The sequence below is a fragment of the Saccharopolyspora sp. ID03-671 genome (assembly GCF_045278815.1).
GTDB classification, from domain to species: domain Bacteria; phylum Actinomycetota; class Actinomycetes; order Mycobacteriales; family Pseudonocardiaceae; genus Saccharopolyspora; species Saccharopolyspora ipomoeae.
On sequence record NZ_CP134054.1, the window covers coordinates 500,798 to 518,636 of the forward strand.

The 17,839-nt window shown below is 71.1% G+C and carries 15 protein-coding genes, 1 tRNA gene and 1 pseudogene; 13 read left to right on the top strand and 4 right to left on the bottom strand.

Annotated elements, in window-relative coordinates; genetic code table 11:
* Window positions 1-68: 68 nt before the first annotated feature.
* Both REH65_RS02440 and REH65_RS02445 read left to right on the top strand, forming a co-directional pair.
* Entirely contained in the window at window positions 69-1,088 is a 1,020-nt protein-coding gene (locus REH65_RS02440) for a LacI family DNA-binding transcriptional regulator (protein WP_406691069.1), read from the top strand.
* Between the two features lie 145 nt (window positions 1,089-1,233).
* Window positions 1,234-2,220, top strand: a complete 987-nt coding sequence (locus tag REH65_RS02445; RefSeq protein WP_406691070.1) for an LLM class flavin-dependent oxidoreductase — start codon at window positions 1,234-1,236, stop codon at window positions 2,218-2,220.
* A 96-nt stretch (window positions 2,221-2,316) separates the two neighbouring features.
* On the opposite strand, the gene REH65_RS02450 is transcribed toward REH65_RS02445, so the two are convergent.
* Window positions 2,317-3,297: an ABC transporter substrate-binding protein gene (locus tag REH65_RS02450; RefSeq protein ID WP_406691071.1), complete on the bottom strand. Its 981-nt coding sequence runs from the start codon at window positions 3,295-3,297 to the stop codon at window positions 2,317-2,319.
* An 87-nt stretch (window positions 3,298-3,384) separates the two neighbouring features.
* On the opposite strand from REH65_RS02450, the gene REH65_RS02455 reads away from it, so the two are divergent.
* The 7 genes and pseudogenes from REH65_RS02455 (at window position 3,385) to REH65_RS02485 (ending at window position 10,533) form a co-directional block, all read left to right on the top strand.
* Window positions 3,385-4,314, top strand: coding sequence for a siderophore-interacting protein (locus tag REH65_RS02455; protein WP_406691072.1), 930 nt, complete (start codon window positions 3,385-3,387; stop codon window positions 4,312-4,314).
* A 72-nt stretch (window positions 4,315-4,386) separates the two neighbouring features.
* Window positions 4,387-5,370, top strand: coding sequence for a sigma-70 family RNA polymerase sigma factor (locus tag REH65_RS02460; RefSeq protein ID WP_406691073.1), 984 nt, complete (start codon window positions 4,387-4,389; stop codon window positions 5,368-5,370).
* A 37-nt stretch (window positions 5,371-5,407) separates the two neighbouring features.
* Window positions 5,408-5,502: transfer RNA gene (locus REH65_RS02465), tRNA-Sec, on the top strand.
* A gap of 34 nt (window positions 5,503-5,536) precedes the next feature.
* Window positions 5,537-6,535, top strand: a complete 999-nt coding sequence (gene selD, locus REH65_RS02470; RefSeq protein WP_406691074.1) for a selenide, water dikinase SelD — start codon at window positions 5,537-5,539, stop codon at window positions 6,533-6,535.
* Between the two features lie 402 nt (window positions 6,536-6,937).
* A complete protein-coding gene (locus REH65_RS02475) occupies window positions 6,938-8,059 on the top strand; it encodes an LLM class flavin-dependent oxidoreductase (protein ID WP_406691075.1) in 1,122 nt (373 codons plus the stop codon).
* Window positions 8,056-9,392: pseudogene (locus tag REH65_RS02480) on the top strand (NtaA/DmoA family FMN-dependent monooxygenase). Before REH65_RS02475 ends, REH65_RS02480 begins: the two are co-directional and overlap by 4 nt.
* Window positions 9,393-9,408: 16 nt before the next feature.
* Window positions 9,409-10,533, top strand: coding sequence for an MsnO8 family LLM class oxidoreductase (locus tag REH65_RS02485; protein ID WP_406691076.1), 1,125 nt, complete (start codon window positions 9,409-9,411; stop codon window positions 10,531-10,533).
* Window positions 10,534-10,720: 187 nt separating this feature from the next.
* On the opposite strand, the gene REH65_RS02490 is transcribed toward REH65_RS02485, so the two are convergent.
* Together REH65_RS02490 and REH65_RS02495 are read right to left on the bottom strand one after the other, a co-directional pair.
* Window positions 10,721-11,464 (bottom strand): SDR family oxidoreductase, encoded by a 744-nt coding sequence (locus tag REH65_RS02490; protein ID WP_406691077.1) that lies wholly within the window; start codon window positions 11,462-11,464, stop codon window positions 10,721-10,723.
* Window positions 11,465-11,538: 74 nt separating this feature from the next.
* On the bottom strand, window positions 11,539-12,864 hold the full coding sequence (locus REH65_RS02495) for a carboxypeptidase regulatory-like domain-containing protein (RefSeq protein ID WP_406691078.1): 1,326 nt from the start codon (window positions 12,862-12,864) through the stop codon (window positions 11,539-11,541).
* Window positions 12,865-13,050: 186 nt separating this feature from the next.
* On the opposite strand from REH65_RS02495, the gene REH65_RS02500 reads away from it, so the two are divergent.
* Window positions 13,051-14,001, top strand: a complete 951-nt coding sequence (locus REH65_RS02500; protein WP_406691079.1) for a DUF3048 domain-containing protein — start codon at window positions 13,051-13,053, stop codon at window positions 13,999-14,001.
* Here REH65_RS02500 and REH65_RS02505 read toward each other — a convergent pair.
* The gene (locus REH65_RS02505) at window positions 13,998-15,443 is read right to left on the bottom strand and encodes an Nramp family divalent metal transporter (protein WP_406691080.1); all 1,446 of its coding nucleotides are present in this window, start codon (window positions 15,441-15,443) and stop codon (window positions 13,998-14,000) included. The two genes, REH65_RS02500 and REH65_RS02505, sit on opposite strands and share 4 nt — an antisense overlap.
* 184 nt (window positions 15,444-15,627) lie before the next feature.
* Here REH65_RS02505 and REH65_RS02510 point away from each other — a divergent pair, with 184 nt between their 5' ends.
* From REH65_RS02510 to REH65_RS02520, 3 genes are all read left to right on the top strand, one after another.
* Window positions 15,628-16,134, top strand: a complete 507-nt coding sequence (locus REH65_RS02510) for an NUDIX domain-containing protein (RefSeq protein WP_406691081.1) — start codon at window positions 15,628-15,630, stop codon at window positions 16,132-16,134.
* Between the two features lie 114 nt (window positions 16,135-16,248).
* Window positions 16,249-17,070 carry a CoA transferase subunit A gene (locus tag REH65_RS02515; protein ID WP_281454464.1) on the top strand — a complete coding sequence of 274 codons (822 nt, stop codon included), beginning with the start codon at window positions 16,249-16,251 and terminating at the stop codon, window positions 17,068-17,070.
* On the top strand, window positions 17,067-17,822 hold the full coding sequence (locus REH65_RS02520) for a CoA-transferase subunit beta (RefSeq protein WP_406691082.1): 756 nt from the start codon (window positions 17,067-17,069) through the stop codon (window positions 17,820-17,822). The genes REH65_RS02515 and REH65_RS02520 overlap by 4 nt, the downstream gene beginning before the upstream one ends.
* The last annotated feature ends 17 nt before the right edge of the window (window positions 17,823-17,839 follow it).

Consider the following 17,839-nt stretch of genomic DNA (forward strand, 5'->3'; position numbering starts at 1 on the left):
GTGATCGGGTGCGGGCGGTGGGCCCGAAACTTTCAGGTACGGTGACGTCGGTCGAGCTAGGAGGCACTGTGACCGAGGCTAAGAAGAACCGCGTGACGATCAGCGACATCGCGCGGGAGGCCGGTGTCTCGGTGCCGACCGTGTCGAAGGTGCTCAACGGCCGTCCGGAGGTCGCCGCCCACACCCGGGAGCGGGTCGAGAAGCTCATCACCCGCTACAACTACTCCCGCCGGGCCAGTCACGGCAGCGGCCGGGCCGGGCTGATCGACCTGGTCTTCCACACGCTCGACAACGAGTGGGTGCTGGAGATAGTGCGCGGCGTCGAGAGCGTCACGCACGACGCCGGGGTCGGGATGGTCGTCTCGGCGGTGCACGACGGGCGCAAGACCGAGCGCGCGTGGCTGGACAACCTCACCTCGCGGCGTTCGGACGGGATCATCCTGGCGGTCACCGAGCTCGGCCCGCGCCACGCCGAGCAGCTGCACGGCCTGGGCGTGCCGGTGATCATCATCGACTCGCTGGGCCAGCCGGATGCGCGGGTGGCCTCGGTGGGAGCGACGAACTGGAGCGGTGCGCGCGCCGCCGTCGAGCACCTGCTCGAACTGGGCCACCGGCGGATCGGGTTCATCGGCGGGCCCCCGCAGCTGCAGTGCTCGGTGGCGCGGCTGGACGGCTACCGGTCGGCGCTGATGGCGGCCGACATCGGCGTCGACGACGCTCTCGTCGCCGACGGCGACTTCACCCACGACCGGGGCGAGCGGGCCGCCGAGGAGCTGCTGGCGCTGCCCGACCCGCCGACCGCGATCTTCGCCGCCAACGACCAGCAGGCGCTCGGCGCCTACCGGGCCGCCGAGCGGCGCGGGCTGCGCCTCCCGGACGACCTCAGCGTGGTGGGCTTCGACAACCTGCCGATGGCCCAGTGGATCTCACCGGCGCTGACCACGGTGAACCAGCCGGTGGCGACGATGGCGGCGGAGGCCGCGCGGATGGTGCTGCGGCACTCCGAGACCGGCCGCTTCGACACCCACCGCGTGGAGCTGGCCACCGATCTCGTCGTGCGCGGCAGCACCGCCGGCCCCCGGTCCTGACGCTGCGCGTCCGCCCGGTCACGGCGCGCATGCGGGGCCAGATCACAGGCCAGGCCGGAAATATCGACGTTTCGCTCCGCGTTGCTCCGGAAAGGCCGGGACGTGGTGTCCCGCGGTGTTCTCGTGTGGAAAGGCTGATCCTGCCGTGACTGTGGCTCTCTCCGTTCTCGACCTGGCGCACATCGGCGATGGGGAGACCGCCGCGGACAGCTTCACCGCGAGCGTGGACATGGCCCAGCGCGCGGAACGCTGGGGCTATCACCGCATCTGGTACGCCGAGCACCACAACATGCCCACCATCGCCTCGTCGGCGACGAGCGTGCTGATCGGTCACGTGGCGGCGCAGACCAGTTCGATCCGGCTGGGCGCGGGCGGCATCATGCTGCCGAACCACTCCCCGCTGACGATCGCCGAGCAGTTCGGCACCCTCGAAACCCTGTTCCCGGGCCGCATCGACCTCGGTCTGGGCCGCGCGCCCGGCAGCGACCAGCGCACGATGCGCGCGCTGCGCCGCGACCCCACCTCGGCCGACTCGTTCCCGCAGGACGTGCTGGAGCTGCAGGGTTACCTGGCCGGTGAGTCCCGCGTCGCCGGTGTCAACGCCACCCCGGGCTACGGCACGAACGTTCCGCTGTACGTGCTGGGTTCGTCGATGTTCGGCGCACAGCTGGCGGCCCTGCTGGGCCTGCCGTACGCGTTCGCCTCGCACTTCGCCCCGGACGCGCTGGAAGCGGCCACCTCGCACTACCGCAAGGAGTTCAAGCCCTCGGCGCAGCTGTCGGAGCCCTACGTGATCGCCGGGGTGAACGTGATCGCCGCCGACACCACCGACTACGCCGAGGAGCAGCTGCTGGAGGCCAAGCGCTACCGCGCGGGCCGGATGCTGGCCCAGGGCCGCAAGCTCAGCACCGAGGAGATCGACGCCCTGCTGGCCTCCCCCGCCGGCCGCCAGGTCCAGTCGATGGCCCGCTACAGCGCCGTCGGCACCCCCGAACAGGTCGACGAGTACCTGGACGGCTTCGCCAAGCAGGCCCAGGCCGACGAGCTGATGATCGTCTCCTCCGCGGTCGACCGCGCCGCCTGGCTCCGCTCGCTGGAACTCCTCGCCGACGTCCGCGGCCTCGGCAGCTGACCCGCGGTTCCGCGCAACCGCCCTGCCCCTGGAACTCCAGGAGCAGGGCGGTTTTTCGTCCTCACCGTCCGGACGAAGCGGACTGCTCGAACCACCTCACGCCGCGAGGCGGGACTCCAGCTGGTCGGCGAGCTCGTTCATGATCTTGGCGTAGCTCGCGTGGCTCATCGGGGCGACCGCGTCCCACTCCGCGAAGCGCCCGGCCGCGGCCGCGGGCGTGTTGGCGAAGACCGGGTTCTGCATCATCTGCTCCGGGGTCATCGACACCGAGCGGGCGTCCCACAGCATGATGTCGCCCGGGTAGGCGTTGGCCTTCTCCCAGGACAGCCGCTCGTAGTAGCCGCCGCTGGCCTGGTCGGGGTTGTTCGGCGTGGTGATCGGCAGGCCGAGCTCTGTGACGTAGTAGTCCAGGTCGGGGTTGCGGCCGGGCACGACGACGAAGAACTCCTCCTTCGTGCCGCCGATCGCCAGGATCGACCGGCCCTCGGCCTTCATCCGGGCGCCGATTCCGCGCAGCCGTTCGGCGGCGGAGTGGAACGCCTGCTCGTCGGCCTTCACCTTCGGCGAGTCGACGTCGGCGCCCAACGCGCGGGCGAGCTCCCGGTACTTGCCGATCGCCTCCGGCAGCGCGATGCCCGACTGCTGCACGCCGAGGGTCGGCACGATCTCGGCGACCTTCTTCTCCTGGTCCTCCACGAGGTGCCAGAGCCCGGGGTACTCCGCGTACTTGCCGCTGACCAGCAGGTCGGGCTGCAGCGCGGTGAGCCGCTCCAGGTTGATCTCGCCGTAGCCGGCGCCGGTGACGTCGGTGACCTTCGCGGGGTCGAGACCGGCGGCTTCGGGTTCGACGGAGCCGTCGTCGCGCACCAGCGGACCGAACGTTCCGGCGACCTGCACGCCGAAGTCCTGCAGCGCGGCGGCGGAGGAGACCTGGGCGACGATCTGCTGCGGACGTTCGGGGCGGGTGACCGTGGTGCCGCGATCATCGGTGTAGGACCAGCCGGTGCCGGTCTGCTCGGGCTGCGAGGGTCCGCACGCGGACAGCGTGCCGACGGCAGCCAAGGATGCCGCGATCACCGCAGCGGCCCTGATCGTGTGACGCAAGGTCGACCTCCCATTGTTCTAAGGCTAGGCTAACCTAGCACCACGATCGGGAGGTTTCGGATGACAGGGACGCGCAACGGGCGAACGGAGCAGGCCAAGCCGGGCTACCGCCTGTTCCCCGTGGAGGTCGCCCGCGTGCTTCGGCTCGGCCCGAGCTTCGTGCGGATCACCTTCGGCGGCGCCTGCCTGTCCGGGTTCGGCTTCGGCGGTCACGACCAGCGCATCAAGATCGTGCTGCCCAAGCCCGGCCGCGCGCTCGACGACTTCCCCGAGGGCGACGACTGGTACCCGCGCTGGCTGGACCTGCCCGAGGACGTCCGCCCGGACCTGCGCACCTACACCGTCCGCGACTACCGGCCAGAGTCCTGCGAGGTCGACGTCGACTTCGTGCTGCACGGCCTGGACGACGGCCACGCCGGACCGGCCTCCACCTTCGCCGCCGGAGCGCGGCCCGGCCAGGTCATCGGCCTGTTCGCCCCGGACCGCCCGGGCACCGGGCGGATGTGGGGCTGCGAGTGGGCTCCGCCGGACTCGGCCGACCGCCTCGTGCTGGCCGGCGACGAGACCGCGGTGCCCGCGCTGGCGGCCATCGTCGAGTCGCTTCCCGCCGACGCGCGCGGCGTGGTGTGCGTGGAGGTCCCCGAGGAGGACGACCGGCAGGAGTGGGCGTGCCCGGCCGGGGTGCGGGTGCGCTGGTACGCGCGCACCGGCGCGCCGCACGGCAAGCTGCTCGGCGAGGGCGTCGCCGCGGCGCTGAACGAGCTGTGCCCGGCGGAGTCCTCCGGCTCGCGGGACAGCGCGCTGGAGGACGTCGATGTCGACACCGGCGTGCTGTGGGAGGTCCCGGAGGACTCCACCGGCTCGATCTACGGGTTCCTCGCGGGCGAGGCCGCGGTGATCAAGCGCCTGCGGCGGCTGCTCGTCGACGAGCACGGCATCCCGAAGCGCTCGGTGGCGTTCATGGGCTATTGGCGCGAAGGTCGGAGCTGACCTCCTTGTCGGAGCAGCGCGCTACGGTCTTCGGCATCGGGTCGGGCCACCTCTCACCGAAGGGCCACCGCCATGCCAGTCACGACGACCGCGCCAACCGATGACTTCGTCGCGCAGGCGGACTCGTACCGCCGCGAGCTGCTCGCGCACTGCTACCGGATGCTCGGGTCGTTGCAGGACGCCGAGGACCTCGTGCAGGAGACCTACCTGAAGGCCTGGCGCTCCTACGCCGGCTTCGAGGGCCGCAGCTCGCTGCGCACCTGGCTCTACAAGATCGCGACCACCACCTGCCTGACCGCGCTGGAGGGCCGCAAGCGGCGGCCGCTGCCCAGCGGCCTGGGCGCACCGGCCGACGAGGTGCCTCGGGAGAAGGTCGTCGAGTCCGGCGAGGTGCCGTGGCTGCAGCCGATCCCGGACGGGATGATCGCTGACCAGGCCACCGACCCCGCCTCGATCGTGGGGCTGCGGGAGAGCACGCGGTTGGCGTTCATCGCGGCCCTGCAGCACCTGCCCGCGCGGCAGCGGGCGGTGCTGATCCTGCGCGACGTGCTCAAGTGGCGCGCCGCCGAGGTCGCCGACGCGCTGCACATCTCCACGGCCGCGGTCAACAGCGTCCTGCAGCGCGCCCGCGCCCAGCTCGCCGACGCCGCCCCCTCCGAGGACGACCGCCCGCAGCCGCTGACCGCCGAGCAGGAGCAGCTGCTGGAGCGCTACGTCGCGGCGTTCGAGGCCAAGGACGTGGACGCGATCGTGGGCCTGTTCACCGCCGAGGCGGTGTGGGAGATGCCGCCGTTCGAGCTGTGGGTGCGGGGAGGTGAGCTGATCGCGCAGCTCACCGCGCGGCAGTGCCCGGCGGGTCCGGACGGGTTGCGGCTGCGACCGACCCGCGCCAACGGCCAGCTCGCCTACGGCGTCTACAGCCGCTGCGACGACGACGTGTTCCGCCCCTTTCAACTGCACGTCCTGGAACTCGACGACGAGCGGGTCAGGCACGTGGTGTGCTTCTTCGACGTCGACTTCGCCCGGTTCGGGCTACCGGAGTCGGTGAGCTCCTGATCTGTGGAGCCGGGCCCGTTCTCCTACAGTGGGCGGCGGAGACGTTCGGGGTCTGGTGACCCCCGCGGCCTTCAAAGCCGTTGGCGCCGAGCAACTCGACGCGGCGGGTTCGATTCCCGTCCGTCTCCGCCAAAGACCTCTGCCACCGACCGCGAGGACGAGTTCGATGGGCGGCTACCGGCTGACGCAGTACGCGCACGGCGGCGGGTGCGCCTGCAAGATCCCACCGGGCGAGCTGGAGGACGTCGTCGGTTCCCTCGTGCCGGACGTGCCCGAGCCGAACGCCAAGCTGCTGGTCGGCACGGACACCGGGGACGACGCGGCGGTGGTGTGCACCGACGAGGGCACCGGGATCGTGGTGACCACCGACTTCTTCACGCCCGTGGTCGACGACCCCTACGACTGGGGCCGGATCGCGGCGGCCAACGCGCTCTCGGACGTCTACGCGATGGGCGGCACGCCGGTGCTCGGGGTCAATCTGCTGGGCTGGCCCCGGGAGGTGCTGCCGTTCGAGCTGGCCGGTGAGGTGCTGCGCGGCGGCACCGACGTCGCCGCCAGCGCCGGGTGCCACCTCGGCGGCGGGCACAGCGTGGACGATCCCGAGCCGAAGTACGGGCTGGCGGTGACCGGCCTGGTCGATCCGGCCCGGATGCTGCGCAACGACGCGGCGCGGCCGGGTCTGCCGCTGTCGTTGACCAAGCCGCTGGGGGTCGGGGTGCTCAACACCCGGCACAAGCGGACCGGGCAGCGCTTCGATCACGCGGTGGCGGTGATGACCGAGCTCAACCGCGACGCCTCCCGCGCCGCGCTGCGGGCGGGAGCGGTGTGCGCCACCGACGTCACCGGTTTCGGCCTGCTGGGGCACCTGTTCAAGACGATGCGCGCCTCCGGCACGTCCGCGGAGATCGACGTGGCGGCCGTCCCGGTCCTCGACGGCGCGCGGGAAGCGGTCCGCGACGGCTTCATCAGCGGAGGCACCCGCCGCAACCTCGACTGGTGCCGCCCGCACCTAGACCCGGGCGGCACCAGCGCCGAGGACCTGTTCCTCCTCGCCGACGCCCAGACCTCCGGCGGCCTGCTCGTCGTGGGCGAGGTCCCCGGTTCCCCGGTCATCGGCCACGTCCTCCCCCACCGCACCGACGACATCCGCATCACCTTGCGCTGAAACTCCCGCAACACGGCAGTCCTCCGGGACCGGAACACGGCAGTTCTCCGGGACCGGAATACGGGAGTTCTCCGACAACGGAATACGGCCGCATTCCGGTCGCGGAACACCGCCGTTTTCCGGCCGGTGCCCACATCTCGGACCGCGTTGACGGGGTCGAGGCGCGGTTCTAGCTTGGGAGGCATGGCTCTCCGGCTGCGATTGGTCACGCGCGACCACATCGACCTGCTCCGGGTCATCGCCGCCGCCTGTCCCCGCTGACGGGCGAGTTCCGGCCGCTCCTCCCCCCGTTCTCCGCTCGTCGCCCGGTCTCGTGCCCGGGCCGAGCGGTGATTCCCCAACCGCATCGCAGCGGCGTTCCCACCCCTCGACCCGCGCAGCAGGCGCAGGGAGGACACGAGGATGGTTCAACCCACGCAGTGGCATCTGGCCGTGGCCCTCGACGGGACCGGCGCGCACCCGGCCTCGTGGCGGTCCGCGCAGGCCAGACCCGAGGACCTGTTCACCGCCGGGTACTGGCTGGACCTGGTTTCGCGCGCCGAGTCCGGGTTGCTGGACCTCGTCACGTTCGCCGACTCGCTGGGCCCGCAGTCCAGCGACCCGGACGGCCCCGACGAGCGCACCGACCGGGTGCGCGGCCGGCTCGACGCCGGGCTGATCGCGGCGCGCGTCGCGCCCCGGACCCGGCACGTCGGGCTGGTCCCGGTCGCCGTGGTGACCCACACCGAGCCGTTCCACATCTCCAAGGCGATCGCGACGCTGGACTACGTCTCCGGCGGCCGGGCCGGCTGGTTGCCGCAGGTCAGCGCGAGCGCCGGGGACAACGCGCACTTCGGTCGCCGCGCGATCGAGCCGGATCGGCTGCTCGACGAGGCCGCCGATCACGTGGAGGTGGTGCGCCGGTTGTGGGACTCCTGGGAGGACGACGCGGAGATCCGCGACGTGGCCACCGGCCGGTTCATCGACCGGGACAAGCTGCACCACATCGACTTCCGGGGCGAGTGGTTCAGCGTCAAGGGCCCGTCGATCACGCCCCGCCCGCCGCAGGGGCAGCCGCTGGTGACCGCGACCGCCTCGGACGAGGCCGGGTTCGGCTTCGCCCGCCGCTCCGCCGACGTGGTGTTCACCCCGCTGCCCGACCCGGGCGCCGCGGACCGGGCGGTGGCCCTGGCCGGTGCGCTGCACGTCTTCGGGGACCTGGTGGTCCACCTGGGAACCGACGCCGCGGAGCGCAAGGCACGTCTCGACTCGCTCGATCCGTCCACATCGGACCTGCCCGAGTTCGTCGGCGACGCGCGGGATTTGGCCGACCTGCTGGCGGAGCTGGCCGAACGCGGCGTGACGGGGTTCCGGCTGCACCCGGGTGAGCTTCCCGTCGACCTGGCCGCCATCACCGACGAACTGGTGCCGGAGCTGCAGCGGCGCGGGGTGTTCCGCACCGGCTACGACGCCGGGACGCTGCGCGACCGGCTGGGGCTGGCCCGGCCGGTCAACCGCTACGCGAGCGCTGGAGGCACGCCGTGACCAAGCAGATCCATCTCGCCGCGCACTTCCCCGGCGTCAACAACACTACGGTGTGGAGCGATCCGCGCTCGCTGAGCCAGATCGAGTTCTCCTCGTTCACCCACCTCGCCGACACCGCCGAGCGGGCGCGGTTCGACTTCCTGTTCCTCGCCGAGGGCCTGCGGCTGCGCGAGCACGCCGGACGCATCCACGACCTCGACGTCGTGGGACGGCCGGACACGTTCACGGTGCTGGCGGCGTTGGCCGGGACGACCGACCGGCTGGGGCTGGCGGGCACCATCAACTCCACGTTCAACGAGCCCTACGAGGTGGCGCGCCAGTTCGCCAGCCTCGACCACCTCTCGGCGGGACGGGCGGCGTGGAACGTGGTGACGTCGTGGGACGCGTTCACCGGCGAGAACTTCCGGCGGGGCGGGTTCCTGCCGGAGGACCAGCGCTACGAGCGCGCGCGGCGTTTCCTGGAGACCGCGACGGAGCTGTTCGACTCGTGGCGCGGCGACGAGATCCTCGCCGACAAGGACTCCGGTGCGTTCCTGTCCGATCCGCGCGCCGGGGAGTTCGAGCACTCCGACGCGCACTTCGACATCCGCGGCCGGTTCACCGTGCCGCGCAGCCCGCAGGGAAGGCCGGTGATCTTCCAGGCCGGGGATCCGAGGCCGGGCGGGAGTTCGCGGCCTCGGCGGCGGACGCGATCTTCACCCGGCACTCGACGTTGCAGGCGGGCAAGGACTTCTACGCCGACGTCAAGTCCCGGCTGGCCGCGCACGGCCGCGACCGCGAGGAGCTGCTGGTGTTCCCGGCGACCTCGGTGGTCGTCGGCGACACCGATGCCGACGCCCAGGAGCAGGCGGCGATCATCCGCAAGCAGCAGGTCAGCGGCCCGACCGCGATCTCGTTCCTGGAGCAGCTGTGGAACACCGACCTCAGCGAGCTCGACCCGGACGGCCCGCTGCCGGAGTTCGACCCGGTCGTCGACGGCGACGCCATCACCCAGGGCCGGGCCAGCACCCGCATGTTCGGCGACCGGCTGGCCACCGCCCGCGGCTGGCGCGAGCTCGCCGAGGCCGAGAAGCTCTCGATCCGGGAGCTGATCATCGAGGTCACGGCGCGGCAGTCGTTCATCGGCAGCCCGTCGACGGTGGCCGAGGAGATGAACCGGTTCGTGCAGGAGGACGCCTCCGACGGGTTCATCCTCGTACCGCACCTGACACCGGGCGGACTGGACGACTTCGCCGATCGCGTCGTGCCGCTGCTGCAGGAGCGCGGCGTCTACCGAACCGAGTACCCGGGGACGACGCTGCGCGAGAACCTCGGTCTGCCACCCGTTCCCTAGAGCCCCGGAGGCTTCGATGCCAGTCCCCCTGTCGGTCCTGGACCTCTCGCCCATCGTCTCCGGGCAGACCGCAGCCGATGCCCTGCGCAACACGCTCGACCTCGCGCGCCGCACCGAGGAGTTCGGCTACCGCCGGTACTGGATCGCCGAACACCACCTCACGCCGGGTGTCGCCTCGGCGGCTCCGGCGGTGCTGCTGACCGCGATCGCCGGTGTCACCAGCACGATCCGGGTCGGCTCGGCCGCGGTGCTGCTGGGGCAGCACTCGCCGTTGACCGTCGCCGAGCAGTTCGGCACGCTCGCGCAGCTGCACCCGGGGCGGGTGGACCTGGGCGTGGGCCGGTCGGGCAAGAAGCGCACCCAGGAGCTCACCGAGCGGCTGACCGCCCCGGTCGAGCACGAGGGCAGCACGGTCGACGGCCTGGTGGTGCCGGCGAAACCGCGCGCCGTGGCGCGGTCGGAGAAGTACGCGGCCCGCCTGCGCCGGCAGGCCGAGCTCGTCGGCGCCCCGGCCGAGGAGCTCACCTACCGGGAGCAGGTCCAGCGGGTGCGGTGGTTCCTGGAAGGCGGGTTCCCCGGGCCGGACGGGGAGCCGGTGCGCGCCAACCCGGCCGAGGGCGCCGACCTGCAGATGTGGGTCCTGGCCTCCAGCGGCGGCGAGAGCGCCGTCACCGCAGGGGAATTGGGGATCCCGTTCGCGGCGAGCTACCACATCACGCCGTCGACGGTGCTGGAGACCGTGGAGGCCTACCGCGAGCACTTCCGGCCCTCGGCCCACCTGGACCGGCCGCACGTGGTGGTCTCGGCGGACGTCGTGGTGGCCGACACGACCGAGCGCGCCCGCGAACTGGCCTCCCCCTACGGCATGTGGGTGCACAGCATCCGCGCGGGCGCGGGCGCGATCCCGTTCCCCTCCCCCGCCGAGGCCGCCGAGTTCGAGTGGGACGACGAAGCCCGCGACGTCGTCGCCGACCGGCTGGCCACCCAGTTCGTCGGCACCCCGGACGACGTCGCCGACCGGCTCGCGACCCTGCGACGCGTCACGGACGCCGACGAACTCGTCATCACCACCATCACCCACGACCACGCGGACCGAGTCCGCTCCTACGACCTCCTCGCCAAGTCCTGGGCCGACTCGTGAGGCGCGCAGTTCTCATGAAAACCTCCCTCCCCCAGAGAACCCGACGTTTCCGCTGAATCGTCGAATTTCCGGTGGGGAGGGAGTTCTCGTCGGAAACCTCCCTCACCAGGAGAGGGGAAGTTTTCATGAAAACCTCCCCGTCCCCGGTCTTCGGGGGTGGTGAGGTTTTCATGAGAACTGCGCGTTCTCAGCCACGTCCGATGAACGGCATGGTGGTCGCGGTGATGGTCATGAACTGGACGTTGGCCTCCAGCGGGAGACCGGCCATGTAGAGGACGGCGTCGGCGACGTGCCGGGGGTCGAAGGTCGGTTCGGGGCTCACCGAGCCGTCGGCCTGGGTGGCGCCGGTGGCGATGCCGGAGGTCATGTCGGTGGCCGCGTTGCCGATGTCGATCTGACCGCAGGCGATGTCGTGCGCCCGGCCGTCCAGCGAGATCGACTTGGTGAGCCCGGTGATCGCGTGTTTGGTGGTGGTGTAGGCGACGCTGCGCGGCCGGGGCGCGTGGGCCGAGATCGATCCGTTGTTGATGATCCGCCCGCCGCGCGGTGCCTGCTCGGCCATGATCCGGAACGCGTGGTGCGCGCACAGGAACGAGCCGGTGAGGTTCGCCCGCACGACGGCGTCGAAGTCGTCGGGCGCGAGTTCGCCGACGTCACCGGCTGGCCCGAAGGTGCCGGCGTTGTTGACCAGCAGGTCGACGCGTCCCCACTCCTGCCGGACGGTGTCGAACAGGGCGGCCACCGAGTCGGCGTCGGTGACGTCGGTGGGGATCGCGCGGGCCGCGGTGGACTCGCCCGCGGTCTCGGCGAGGGGTTCGGGGCGGCGCCCGGCCAGCGCCACCCGGTAGCCCTCGGCGAGCAGGGCTCGGGCGATCACCCGCCCCAGCCCGGTTCCGGCTCCGGTCACCACCGCGACTCGCTCGTTGCTCATGCGCTCCATGATGCAGGGCCGGGCGTCAGAATCCCCAGCCGCCTCCGTAGCCCCAGCGCCAGTCCCACACGTGCCTACCTCCTCGCGGCCAGTCGTTCGGTGCTCAGCACGAAGTCCTGGTCACCGGAGCGCCAGCTGCGGACGGGCACGCGGTCCACGGCCGGTCGCCTGCCCTGGGCGGACACGACGACGGTCGCGAAGCCCTCGGGCAGGTCGTGGACCTCGTACTCGCCGTCGGTGGAGGTCACCAGCCGGGCCAGCTGCAGCCCGGACTGGTCGGTGATGGTCAGGATCGCGCCGGGAACCGGGGTTCCGTCGTCGTCGCGGACGGTACCCGAGAGCGTCCGGTGCTTGCGTGGTTTCGGCGCTTCCAGCACCGGGTCGACGACGACGTCACCGTCGTCCTCGTGCTCGTAGGTGCCCGCCGAGGTGACGGCGGCCGGGTCGCCCTCGCCCTTGCGCCGCACCCACAGCCGGTGACCGACGACCAGGGCGATGCCCAGCGCGTACCAGCAGCACAGGCCGATGATGCCGCGCGGGGCTCCGACGCCGTCGAAGTAGAGGATGCCGCGCATCGCGTCGACGGCCTGGCCCAGCGGCAGGAACCCGTGCAGCGCCTGGAAGAACGGCGGCACCAGCTCCTTCGGGATCGCGCCGCCGGAGGAGGGCATGCTCAGCAGCACGAAGGTCCCCATCGCCACGCCGGGCAGGAACTGCTTGACGAAGGGCACCAGCCCGAAGGTGGTCCAGCCGACGGCCTGGGTGAGCAGGAAGCCGACGAGCAGCAGCAGCGGCCGGTTGTAGATCACGCCCATCGCCAGGGCGGCGCTGTAGCAGACGACGGCCGCGAAGGCGCCGACGCCGACGAGCGCGGCGAGCTTCTGGCGGGTGCGCAGTTCGGCGCGCAGCAGCATCATCACCGTGACGTAGGGCGGGATGTTCATCGCCAGCAGGCAGTACAGCAGGCCGGTGCCCATGACGTCGCCGGGCGCGGAGGGCGCGAGATCGGTGAGGACCAGGTGGTGTCCGGTGGCCGAGGCCACGGGGGTGAAGATCTGCTGCAGGATCATCATCAGCGCCGACCCGTTGGCCTTGGCGTAGAGCAGCTCACCGTTGTCGGGGTCGTACCCGGCGACGGCCTCGCGCTGGGTGATGGCCTCGCGCGCACCGGCTTCGTCGGGGACCGCCGTGACGTCGAAGCCCCCGGGCATCGCCGCCTCGAAGGTGGTGGCGAGCTGGTGCGCGGCCTGGTCGCCGACGACGACCACCGGCATGTCGTGGGGTTTCGGGGCGTGCAGCGGCAGCAGGTAGCAGAGCATGAACCCGCAGATGAAGAACGCGGGGAACCACAGGGTGTTGACCAGCGTGCGCACCGTCGAGGGTGGCTGTGGCTCGGTCAAGGAACCTCCTTCTTCTCGGCACGGGGGTTCCCGTGCGCCGGACCCGGAGACGGTTGACTCGAACAACCATTAGCAAGACTAACTTATTCCGGATCGCGCCCCGCTCGACGCCCACGACCTCGATCGAAATGCGAATTCTTTCCAGATACGTAGTCTGAGCTGCGGGGGGAAGGAGTTCGCGGCATCATGCGCATCCGCTCACGCACGTTCTCCGCCGCACTGGCCGCGCTCGCGCTCGCGGGCATCAGCGCGTGCGAACCGGCACCGGCACCACCGCAGCAGGGCGGCGGCGTCACCTCCGACCAGCAGGGCGGCGCGGGAGCGCCGGACGGGCCGCCGGTGGTCGCCGTCAAGATCGACAACGCCGCAGAGGGCCGCCCGCCGGTGGGCCTGGAAGCCGCCGACGTGGTCTACCTCGAACCCGTCGAAGGCGGGCTGAGCCGCATCCTGGCCCTGTTCGCCACCCACAAGCCCACCACCATCGGCCCGGTGCGCAGCGCCCGCGAGACCGACGCCGAGATCCTGCCGCAGTACGGCCGCCCCACCCTGGCCTACTCCGGCGCCGCACCCGAGGTGCTGCCGACGATCGACGCGGCCCCGCTCACCGACGCCTCCGACGCGCGCGTGCCCGACGCGTACTCCCGCGACGATTCCCGCCCGGTGCCGCACAACCTGTTCGTCGACTCCACCAAGCTCCCGCCCGGGCAGCCCTGGTCGGGCGCCTCCCGCCCGCTCGTCGGCGACGCGCCCGCCGGGGGCGCGCCCACCGAGCGCTACGAGGTCCACTACACGGCGGCCACCGCCGGGTTCTTCTTCAACCACGACAACCGCCGCTGGATGATCTCGATGGACGGCGAGCCCTACGCCGCGGTCAACAGCGGACGCCTGGGCGTGTCCACGGTGATCGTCCAGAAGGTCCGCACCCACGATTCGGTGGTGCGCGACGCGGCGGGCAACACCTCCCCGGTCGCCGAGACGATCGGCAGCGGCCAGGCGATCGTGCTGCGCGACGGCAAGAGCTACGCGGGCACCTGGAACCGACCCTCCCCCGAATCCCCGACCACCTACGCAGACCAGGCCGGCGCACCACTGCCCGTGGCGGCCGGCCAGGTCTGGGTGGTGCTGGAGCCGAACTAGAACTGGTCGACGAGCAGGGCGATGGAGAAGTAGCCGTAGAAGACCACCGCCACGCCCATCATCACCAGGCGCCAGCCTCCGAGGCGGATGACGCGGGGCAGGAACCGGCGGTTGATGACGATCAGCAGCATCGAGTACAGGAACATCACCACGCCGCCCGCCGACGAGGAGATCAGGATCAGCGCGAGCGGTTCCTCGGTGCCCGACAGCAGGATCGCCGACCCGGCGATGATCATCGTCCAGATCACCGCGAAGTAGATGCGGCTCTCGGTGACCTTGGTGCTGTCGCGGAAGAACGTGACCTTGACGGTGTCGGCGGTCAACCGGCTCACCCAGTCCATGATGCCCAGCTGGGTGGAGAACAGCGCGATCGCACCGGCGCACCAGAACGCCATCTGGAACCAGAGGCCGAAGTTCTGCCCGAAGATCTCGCCCTCGGCCTTGATGAAGTCGAAGTCGTCCTCGGGCAGCGGGTGGCCGAACACCGTGGCGTAGGCCAGCACCGACATGATCACCAGGGTTCCGCAGCCGAGCACGAAGAAGGTGCCGAACTGCTCGACGTTGGCGACCTTCCACCAGCCCTTCCAGCGGCGCCGGTTGTCGTCGCTGTCGAGGAACATGTGCCCGGTCCCGGCCGCGGCGGCCTCCTCGCCGGTGAACGGCGAGGTCACCCGAGGCATGAACTGCCCCATGCCCATCTGCTTGTCGCGCACCCAGTTGCTCTGCACCAGGTTGTTGCCGCCACCGGCTCCGGCGAAGGCGATCGCGCCCAGCAGCGCGGCAACGCCGCCGACCTCCTCCATCGGCGGCAGCTGGCCCACGCTGGCGAAGCTGGCGCCGAAGGCGGCCCAGTCCGACAGGCCGGTGCCGACGAACAGCGCCACCACCAGGAACACCGCGATGCCGCCCACCAGCACCATCTCGACGCGCTCCACGGTCCGGTAGACCACTTTGGACAGCGTGAGCGCGGAGCCGATCGCCACCATCGCCACGATCGCGATCGGCACCGGCGCTCCGGCGCCCGCCACGTAGGTCACGATCGTCGCCGCGCCGGTCGCCCAGCCCGGCCAGAGGTTGGGGATGATCGCGATGACGGTGATCAGCACGCCCAGCGGCGGCCAGATCCTGGTGAAGCCGGTGACCGCGGTCTCGCCGGTGGCCAGCGTGTACCGCTCGATCTCCATGTTGAGGATGTACTGCATGAAGAACCCGAGCACGGCGGTCCACATGAGAACGAGACCGACCTGGCTGGTGATGTAGGGCCACAGCACGAACTCACCGGAGCCGATCGCGGTGGCGGTGAGGATGATGCTGGCGCCGAAGATCTGCCGGAACCGGCGCGGCTCGGGCAGGTCCCGGTACCTGGCCGGGGGGAGGAACTTGCTCGGCAGTTCGCGGGCGACGGCCCCTGCTTCCGGTATCTCTCGGTCCTGGATGGCCACGGTGCCTCCTGGGTGGAGCGGATACGGCCGATCAGGTGTAGCAACCCGACATCCGCTTGTGAACCAGCTCACACATCTGGATCCATCCCGAATGTCCGAATCGAAAGCCGTGCGCAGCGGAAACGCCCCGCCGAAAGCCGGTGCGGTCAGGCCGCTCTCCGGTAAAGTGATCTTTTCTGACTCGATGGCGAAGGGACCCGCACCGATGCCCAAGTTCTCCTGGCACACCGACCCCGTTCCGGCGGGCCTGGCGGTGCGGCAGGTGTACGGGTTCCTGTTCGTCCCCGACGGCAGGCTGCTGATCCGCCTCGACGGCAGCAAGCACACGCTGCCCGGCGGTCGGCCGGAGCCGGGCGAGGTCGCCTACGCCGACATCCTGCGCCGCGAGGCGATGGAAGAGGTCACCGTCGACATCGACGACCCGCACTACCTCGGGTACCAGCGCGTCGACGACGGCATCTCCCCCTACGCCCAGGTCCGGATGGCCGCGCTGATCTCGTGCGCCTACCCGCCCGCGCCGGACCCGGACAGCGGCCGCACCTACCGGCGCCTGCTGGTCCACCCGAGCAAGGCCGGCGACCTGCTGGCCTGGGGCGAGACCGGCTACCTGCAGGCCACCTGCGCCGCCGAGGCGGCCGTGGACGTGCTCGGACTGCCCGCAGAGGGGCTGCCCCCGTCCGGCGATCTCTGACCCCTCCACCGCGCGTCGACCAGGCACGACCTCTCTTGACCGGGACCTCGCATCTCCCCTATCGTTCGCATGAAGCACATCTGTTCACTATGCGCACAACAAGGGGTGGTCGGGGTGGCACGCATCCTGAGCCTTCGCGAGGCCGTCGCGGAGCTCGTCCACGACGGCGACACGGTCGCGCTGGAGGGCTTCACGCATCTCATCCCGGTCGCCGCCGGACACGAGATCATCCGGCAAGGCCGCAAGGACCTGACGCTGATCCGCATGACGCCGGACATCGTCTACGACCAGATGATCGGCGCCGGATGCGCGCGCAAGCTGATCTTCTCCTGGGGCGGCAACCCCGGCGTCGGCTCGCTGCACCGCTTCCGGGACGCCATCCAGAACTCCTGGCCGGTGCCCCTGGAGATCGAAGAGCACAGCCACGCCGGCATGGCCAACCGCTACGCCGCCGGGGCCTCCGGGCTGCCGTTCGCCGTGCTGCGCGGCTACACCGGCACCGACCTGCCCGCCCAGACCGAGACGATCAAGCCGATCGAGTGCCCGTTCACCGGCGAGCGCCTCACCGCCGTCCCGGCGGTGAACCCGGACGTGGGCATCATCCACGCGCAGCGCGCCGACCGGGCGGGCAACGTGCAGATGTGGGGCATCACCGGCGTGCAGAAGGAGACGGTGCTGGCCTCGGCGCGGTCGCTGGCGACCGTGGAGGAGATCGTCGACGAGCTCGAACCGGTGCCGGGCGCCGTGGTGCTGCCGCAGTGGGCGGTCACCGCCGTCGCCGAGGTGCCGCGCGGCGCGCACCCCTCGTACGCGCAGGGCTACTACGAACGCGACAACAGCTACTACCAGGAGTGGGATCCGATCGGCCGGGACCGCGAGCGGTTCGAGCAGTGGCTGGCCACCGAGGTCCGCGGTGCGGAGAGGAGCGCGCGATGAGCCTGGAGTTCACCTCCGACGAGATGATGACGGTCGGGGCGGCCCGATCGCTGGAGGACGGCGCGAAGTGCTTCGTGGGTATCGGATTGCCCAGCACCGCGGCCAACCTGGCGCGCCGCACCCACGCCCCGAACCTGGTGCTGATTTACGAGTCGGGCACCCTGGGCGCCAAGCCCGACCGGCTGCCGCTGTCCATCGGTGACGGCGTGCTGGCCGACACCGCGGACTCGGTGATCAGCGTGCCGGAGATCTTCAACTACTGGTTGCAGCCGGGCCGCATCGACATCGGCTTCCTCGGCGGCGCGCAGGTCGACAAGTTCGGCAACATCAACACCACCGTCATCGGCGGCGACTACAGCAACCCGAAGGTGCGGCTGCCCGGCGCGGGCGGCGCCCCGGAGATCGCGGCCTCGTGCCGCGAGGTGCTGATCGTGATGCGGATGAGCCCGCGCAGCTTCGTCGACCGCGTGGACTTCGTGACCTCGCTGGGCTACGGCACCGGCAAGGGCGACCGCGAGGAGCTGGGCCTGCGCGGCAAGGGCCCGGTCAAGGTCATCACCGACCTCGGCGTGCTGCGCCCGGATCCCGACACCTGCGAGCTCACCCTCACCGAGCTCAGCCCCGGTTCCACCGTCGAGCAGGCCAAGGAAGCGGCGGGCTGGGACCTCAAGGTCTCGGACGACCTCGGCGCCCAGGATCCGCCCAGTGAAAACGAGCTGGAAGTCCTGCGCGCCCTCAAAGCTACGGTTTAACCGTCAGGCAAGCACCG